Source organism: Phyllobacterium sp., from assembly GCF_037994425.1.
Lineage (GTDB): Bacteria > Pseudomonadota > Alphaproteobacteria > Rhizobiales > Rhizobiaceae > Phyllobacterium.
Genome location: NZ_JBBNAM010000121.1, coordinates 1 through 6988, shown reverse-complemented (window position 1 = coordinate 6988; position 6988 = coordinate 1). Strand labels below are relative to the sequence as shown.

At 58.7% G+C, this 6988-nt stretch carries 9 protein-coding genes; 4 read left to right on the top strand and 5 right to left on the bottom strand.

Features of this window, described 5'->3' with window-relative positions; all coding sequences use genetic code 11:
* The coding region (secB, locus tag AAAB35_RS08765; RefSeq protein WP_340667866.1) for a protein-export chaperone SecB at window positions 1-404 on the bottom strand (404 nt) is incomplete at its 3' end.
* A 148-nt stretch (window positions 405-552) separates the two neighbouring features.
* A complete protein-coding gene (locus AAAB35_RS08760; RefSeq protein ID WP_340667863.1) occupies window positions 553-1038 on the bottom strand; it encodes an FxsA family protein in 486 nt (161 codons plus the stop codon).
* A 177-nt stretch (window positions 1039-1215) separates the two neighbouring features.
* On the opposite strand from AAAB35_RS08760, the gene AAAB35_RS08755 reads away from it, so the two are divergent.
* The 4 genes from AAAB35_RS08755 to AAAB35_RS08740 are packed head-to-tail and all read left to right on the top strand — an operon-like array spanning window position 1216 to window position 3942.
* A complete protein-coding gene (locus AAAB35_RS08755) occupies window positions 1216-1911 on the top strand; it encodes a Tim44/TimA family putative adaptor protein (protein ID WP_340667862.1) in 696 nt (231 codons plus the stop codon).
* Window positions 1912-1931: 20 nt separating this feature from the next.
* Window positions 1932-3032, top strand: a complete 1101-nt coding sequence (locus tag AAAB35_RS08750) for a murein transglycosylase A (protein ID WP_340667860.1) — start codon at window positions 1932-1934, stop codon at window positions 3030-3032.
* On the top strand, window positions 3029-3583 hold the full coding sequence (locus tag AAAB35_RS08745; RefSeq protein ID WP_340667859.1) for a Smr/MutS family protein: 555 nt from the start codon (window positions 3029-3031) through the stop codon (window positions 3581-3583). Before AAAB35_RS08750 ends, AAAB35_RS08745 begins: the two co-directional genes overlap by 4 nt.
* Window positions 3580-3942 carry a helix-turn-helix transcriptional regulator gene (locus AAAB35_RS08740; protein ID WP_340667858.1) on the top strand — a complete coding sequence of 121 codons (363 nt, stop codon included), beginning with the start codon at window positions 3580-3582 and terminating at the stop codon, window positions 3940-3942. Before AAAB35_RS08745 ends, AAAB35_RS08740 begins: the two co-directional genes overlap by 4 nt.
* A gap of 12 nt (window positions 3943-3954) precedes the next feature.
* On the opposite strand, the gene AAAB35_RS08735 is transcribed toward AAAB35_RS08740, so the two are convergent.
* The 3 genes from AAAB35_RS08735 to AAAB35_RS08725 form a co-directional block, all read right to left on the bottom strand.
* A complete protein-coding gene (locus tag AAAB35_RS08735; RefSeq protein WP_340667868.1) occupies window positions 3955-4923 on the bottom strand; it encodes a DUF1402 family protein in 969 nt (322 codons plus the stop codon).
* Between the two features lie 168 nt (window positions 4924-5091).
* Window positions 5092-6399 carry an ATP-dependent protease ATPase subunit HslU gene (gene hslU / locus AAAB35_RS08730; protein ID WP_340667855.1) on the bottom strand — a complete coding sequence of 436 codons (1308 nt, stop codon included), beginning with the start codon at window positions 6397-6399 and terminating at the stop codon, window positions 5092-5094.
* Window positions 6396-6932: a GNAT family N-acetyltransferase gene (locus AAAB35_RS08725; protein ID WP_340667853.1), complete on the bottom strand. Its 537-nt coding sequence runs from the start codon at window positions 6930-6932 to the stop codon at window positions 6396-6398. The genes hslU and AAAB35_RS08725 overlap by 4 nt, the downstream gene beginning before the upstream one ends.
* Window positions 6933-6988 lie beyond the last annotated feature (56 nt).

Genomic DNA, 6988 nt, shown 5'->3' with positions numbered 1-6988 from the left:
GTTGCTTCGGCGATGATCTGACGCGCGAACGGGAACAAAAGACGCGGGCACTCGATGAAGAGCAGCGGCAGCAAATGTTCCTGCGGGAAACCAACGAGGCGGAAAACACCGCCATAGACGAGTTCGGCGTTGAAGAGAACGTCCTTGCCTTCGCCAGCCTTTGCCGAAAGCGTCAGCACGACGTCGAAGTCGTTCTCCGCAATTGGGTTGGCGTTGACGTTGACGTTGATGCTGATCCCGGGCGCCTTGTCGCGCGGACGCAGCGAGAGCGGAGCGCCGGGGCTCTCGAACGAGAGGTCCTTCACATACTGCGCGAGTATGTTCAACGTCTGCTGCTGAGCTGTGCCATTCCCATTGGTCACTTCGTTGCCGTTTTCGGCCTTCTCGTCCGGCTTTTGAGCCATTGTCTGGAAACCTTCTTCTGTTGCGTCCGCTTTGGCGGTTATCGATTTGAATGTGGCTCGCTAGCATGTGTGGTTTGGCGAGGCAAGCCGAGACCTCTAATCCTATAGTTCCAGCCGCCCCAGTCATGCGCGCCAGGATAGAAGTCGTCTAGCGTTTCGGGTTCCACGGCGAGTTCGGATCGGGCTTCCTCGAAAATTCCTCCGGATCGAGCTCGATGACCTTGTCCTTCGTGTGGGTCGCACCGGAACGCGACGATCGCTGCGCGCCTGGCTTTACAACGACCATTCGGTCCTTGACCAGTCGCCAGCCGATATCGCGCACGGCAGGGATGAACAAGAGCAGGCCGATGATGTCAGTGATGAAGCCTGGAACGATCAGCAGGAAGGCGGCGAAAACAAGCATGAAGCCATGAACCAGCTCCCGTCCCGGCGTGCGCCCCGCTGCTGTCTCCGCCCGAATGCGCTGGATCAATCCAAAGCCTTGTACGCGCAACAGGAACAGGCCGAGAAAGATCGACAGCACCACAAGCCCCAGCGTCGCGAGCACGCCGATCTTACTGCCAACAACGACAAATCCGGCGATCTCCATGAACGGCAAGGCCAGGAGGAGCAAGGGAACGACAAACGATCGCAAACTAATTTACCTTTCAGAGGACATATGGGGATATTATGCATTCCCCGCGTCGATTTCATGCCTATATAGGCAAGCAAGATGAGCATTTGTATGTTTGCCATTGGCAATCTATATGAATTTGGTATTTCGGCAGAAGATCGAAGACCATAACGAACGCTGGGATGAATGGCAGGCGACATGGAATATCTGGACTTTGGAACGATTTTCTTCTTCGTGGCGGCGGTGGTGATCTTCCTCCAGCTGCGCAAGGTCCTTGGCCGGCGGACCGGCAACGAGCGTCCTCCCTTCAATCCCTATACGCGGACCGCGGAGGTCGACGACAAGACGAAGGCCAGCGACAACGTCGTGTCGCTTCCGCGCCGTGGTGAAGTGAAGGAAAGCAGCTTCGAGAAAGTGGATGCGGTTGCGAAGCCCGGTACGCCGCTCAACGACGGGCTGCGGGCGATCCAGAACGCCGATCCCACGTTCGAACCTTCGAAGTTTCTCGATGGCTCGAAGATGGCCTATGAGATGATCGTGATGTCCTTTGCCGACGGCGATCGTAAAACGCTGAAGTCGCTCTTGTCTCGGGAAGTGTTTGACGGCTTCGTAACCGCGATTGCCGATCGCGAGTCGCGCGGTGAGAAAGTCCAGTCCTCGTTCGTCGGGATCAACAAGGCTGAAATCATTGGCGCCGAGATGAAAGGCACGGAATCGCATGTGACGGTCCGCATAGTCAGCGAACTCATATCCGCTACCCTCGACAAGAACGGCACGGTCATCGACGGCGATAGGGAAGCCGTTGCCGAGGTCAAGGATGTATGGACGTTCGCGCGCGACACACGCTCGAAGGATCCAAACTGGAAACTCGTGGCGACCGAAGCAGAAGACTAATCAGCGATTGAGATAAAGCCATGCTGTCGCCCCTGTTCAAGCCGGTGGATTTTGCAGATTGCCCCGGATGGCAAGACGACCACCATCTTCCTGCCTTCGAAGCCTTCAGGCGTTCTGCGAAGCATGTGCTGGAGAAGCCCTATAAGTCTGGCTCACTTGGCATCAGCTTCGATGCTCTTGCGCCGGTTTTTGCTGATTCACGTGAAACATTGGTCAAAACCGACCAGGAAGCACGGCGGTTCTTCGAGCGATGGTTCCTGCCAGTGCTCGTCGAGGACACGGGTGCTGACGGTGGATTCGTTACGGGCTTCTATGAGCCGGAAGTGGTCGCATCGCCAGTACGCACCGAACGCTTCACCGTTCCTTTCCTGCGCCGCCCATTAGATCTCGTCGACGTTGATGACGGGAACCGACCGCACGGCCTCGATCCCTACTTTGCCTTTGCGCGGCAAACCGCGAAGGGTTTAAGCGAATATTTCGACCGCCCGGCGATCGAGAGCGGCGCGCTCGCCGGACAGGGACTTGAGATTGCGTTTGTTGAAAGCCCCGTGGATGCCTTTTTCATTCACGTCCAGGGCGCGGCTCGCCTGAACATGACTGACGGTCGCCTGCGGCGGATTACCTATGCCGCCAAGACCGGGCATCGGTTCACCGGGATCGGCAGGATCCTCCTCGAAAGCGGGGAGGTCCCGCCTGAGAAGATGTCGATGCAGGCAATCCGGGCCTGGCTGGCGACACACCCAGAAAAAGCCCAAGCCCTCATGTGGAACAACCGCTCCTATATTTTCTTCCGCGAGGCTGAAGTGGAAGAGAAATCGTTCGGCCCAATCGCTGCGGCAAAGGTGCCCCTCACTGCAGGGCGCTCCGTGGCGGTCGACCGCCTGCTGCACACGTTCGGTACGCCGTTCTACATTCATGCGCCTGATCTGAAAGCCTTTGGCGGAAACCGCTTCGCTCGCCTCATGATCGCTCAGGACACGGGTTCGGCAATCGTCGGCTCGGCCAGGGGCGACCTCTTTGCCGGATCGGGCGATGCGGCGGGCGAAATTGCAGGCGGCATCCGCCATCGAGCGGATTTCTATGCGTTGGTGCCGCGTTCGCTTCTGGCGCAGGACCGATGAGGAAGAAGCCGCAAGATGGATTTGCCACTCTCGAAGACCGGATTCTCTGGGAGACAGTGGCAAAGACGGCTCGACCGCTAAAGGGGAAGGCAAAACCGGCGTTTCTCTCGGACGAGCCGGAACAAAAATCTAGCACTTACCCGTCAGCTCCGGAAAATGCGAAGCCGATAGCGGCCGTCCCTGCAGGGACGAAACCGCCTCCCGCCCATCGCCTTCATCCCATCGACCGGCCCACCCACAAGAAGATCGCGCGCGGACGCGTTGTCATCGAGGCAAGGATCGACCTGCACGGCCTGACGCAAGGCGAGGCCTACGGCCTGCTCCTCGGCTTCCTGCAGCGGGCACACTTGCGCAAACTGCGCTATGTGCTCGTCATAACGGGGAAGGGTTCTTCGCTCGGCAGCGACGGCGTTCTCAGGCAGGCCGTGCCCCTTTGGTTTGCGACGCCTTCGTTCCGGATACTCGTCAATGGTTATGAGGACGCCGCCCGCAACCATGGCGGCAGCGGCGCGATCTATGTGCGTATGCGACGCCAGGGCGAGGCATTATGACGCCATTCGGGAAAAAATTGCGCGAACTGCGTGCAGACCGCGGAATCTCCCAGAAGGAGATGGCAAAAGCGATCGGGGTATCGGCCGCCTATCTTTCCGCGCTTGAGCACGGCAAGCGGGGTCAGCCCACTTGGGACAAGCTGCAGCGTATCATTCAGTATTTCAACATCATCTGGGACGAAGCCGAAGAACTCCAGCGGCTTGCAATGATCTCGGATCCGCGCATCACCATCGATACCGGCGGTCTCTCGCCATCGGCGACGGAACTCGCCAACCTTCTGGCAGCGACGATCGGCGACGTGGACGACGCGTTGGCTCGGGATCTGATCGATCGGTTGAAAGCCGTGCCGAAGCGCTGAGCTCCACTAATTTTAGAACAACGCCCGCAACTGGTCGATCTTCTCATTGACCAGCCAGCCATAATAATTTTCGGCAGGAAACTCCAAGGCCTCGCCTTTGGCGACGCGCGCAGCATTGGCATCGGCGAGCGCGCGTGCACGCGCATCGGCACCACCCGTATTGTAGAGCGTCGCGGTTATGCCGGGGTTCTGGGAAATATCGAAATCAGCAACGCGCCGGTAGACTTCGATCGAGTGCTTCAACGTCGCGGCCATGTAGGGAAGCGTTAAATCCGGATCCATGATCGTCTTGTAGACCTCGCCCGCGTGGTCCGCGTCGAGCTTGGGCAAACCCGAATAGCGATTGACCATATCGGTCATTTGCAGCGCAACGAGTGGGCTCAGCTGACCGAGGCCAAAACTTTGTCCGGCATAGAAAGGCTGGAAGAATGCCGCGCTGAAACGGTTGTCGGGGAAGCGCTTGCCGCCAACGGTCTTGCCGCGAAATTCACGATCCCAGATATCTTCCCGGCATGTCCACAGGCGCAGACTGTCCTTGAGCTGACCGCATTCCGAAAACTGCGGACGCTTGACGAATGTACCAATCGTCTCACCTTGGTATTCAAAGGCGAGGCCCTGCTGGACGTAGGAAATGGCCTTGACGTAGTAGGTCTGCAGGCGGTCGTAGGCGTCGACATTGTAGGTATGTTCGCCGATCAACGCGCCGGCAATGTGGATGGGATCGATGCCATAGGTCCGAGCCACGCTCGCGATCTTCGATCGCAGTTTGGTATCCGTCTTCAGGAGAGTGTAAATCTTCTGGTACTTGGCTTCGTAGGTCGTATTGAGTTCGCGGGTTCGCTTCGCGGACGCAGCTGGAACGCCAGGCTGGCTCGCATTGCGATTTCCTTCCGGAACGACAGTCACGGCGTCGGCCGTTTGTACGGCCGCAAAAAACGCGAGCACGACGCTCGTCGTGACGGAGAGCAGGTGTTTTCTCATCATCTGTCCAGAATTCCGGTCGGGCGTCCCAAATAGCCGCTTGCCCGCCCGAAAGCCAGAAAAACCTCATCAACCATTCCCGCCGCAAATGAAAAATGCCTCCCCGGCGGCCGGGGAGGCATTGATTCGTATTGGAAAATGCGCCGCTGTCGCACCCGGCGCAAATTCCTAGAGAATAAAGCGCGACAGATCGCTGTTCTTGGCAAGGTCACCGACCGTATCGCGCACATATTTGGCATCGATCGTGTGCTCCGTGCCGGCCTTGTCGGGCGCAGCGAACGATATCTCGTCGAGGACCCTCTCCATGACGGTTTGCAGCCGTCGCGCGCCAATATTCTCGACCGTCGAGTTAAGGTCGACGGCGATATCCGCCAGCGCATCGATCGCATCGTCGGTGATATTGAGCGTCACACCCTCGGTAGCCATGAGCGCGATATACTGCTTCAAGAGGCTCGCCTCGGGCTCGGTCAGAATCCGGCGCATATCGTCACGCGAGAGCGCGCTGAGCTCGACGCGGATGGGCAGTCGCCCCTGCAATTCCGGCAAGAGGTCCGACGGTTTGGCCACATGGAAAGCGCCCGATGCGATGAACAGGATATGATCCGTCTTGATCGGTCCATATTTGGTTGCAACGGTCGTGCCTTCCACAAGTGGCAGGAGGTCACGCTGGACGCCTTCGCGCGACACACCGGCACCGACGCCGCCGTCGCGGGCGGCGATCTTATCGATCTCGTCGAGGAAGACGATACCGTCGTCCTCCGCTGAACGCATGGCTTCCTGGGTGATCTGCTCCTGATCGAGCAGCTTGTCGGATTCGTCATTGATCAGCACGCCGTAGGAATCCTTAACGGTGGTCTTCACCGTCTTGGTCCGGCCGCCCATCGCCTTGCCGAGCATATCGCTAAGGTTAAGCACGCCAATGTTGGCGCCGGGCATGCCCGGAAGCTCGAAATTGGGCATGCCGGAGCCGGTATCAGCGACCTCGACCTCAATTTCCTTGTCGTCGATCTGGCCGTCGCGAAGCTTCTTGCGGAAAGATTCGCGCGTCGCCGGGCTTGCGGTCTTGCCGACAAGGGCATCGAGCACGCGCTCTTCCGCGTTGACGTGCGCCCGAGCCTTCACCTCCTCACGCTTCTTCTCGCGCACGAGGCCGATCGCAACTTCAACGAGATCACGGATGATCTGTTCGACATCGCGGCCCACGTAACCAACTTCGGTGAATTTGGTGGCCTCGACCTTGATAAAGGGCGCGCCGGCGAGCTTGGCAAGGCGGCGCGAGATTTCCGTTTTGCCGACGCCGGTGGGTCCTATCATCAGGATGTTTTTGGGCATCACTTCCTCGCGCATCTGACCCTCTAGCTGCTGGCGTCGCCAGCGGTTGCGCAGGGCGATGGCAACGGCACGTTTTGCGTCCTTCTGGCCGATGATATAGCGATCGAGTTCGGAGACGATTTCACGGGGGGAAAATGTTGTCATTGTATTCTCATTTCATCTGAAGAAAGTTCAGGATTGTCGCGCGCCATCAGGAGGGCGGGACCGTAGGTCGATGCGCGGGTGTCGAAGGCAACGAAGCCCGCTTTCTTGTAAGCCTTGACTGCCTGGACGTTGGCGGGATCAGGGTCGACGATGACGCGCGGCACGCCCTCTTCGAACAGGAGCGATACGAATTCGTCGAGGAGCCTCGGCCCGTGGCCCTGGCCGATAAGGTCGGGCTCGCCGATGAACTGGTCCAGGCCCAACGTTCCGGTCGGCTGGTCCTGGTAGGGATGATCATCCTCAAGGTGCGGATCGTAGGTCTGGAGGTAGCCGATCGCCTCATCGCCAAGCATGATAATGAAAGGCTCCACCGAGACACTGTCCATGTGTTCGATGATCAGCGCGGCCTCTTCATCCGGGCTCTTGCCCCACCACTTCGCCACATGCGGTTCGGTTAGCCAATCCATGATCATGTTCAGGTGGCGGGGTTCGACCGGAATGAAGCGGTAGTGGTAGTGCGGCTCATTCGGCATCGATGCCCTCGAGGGTGACGCTCGTATTGGTAAAGACGCAGATGTCTGCGGCGATC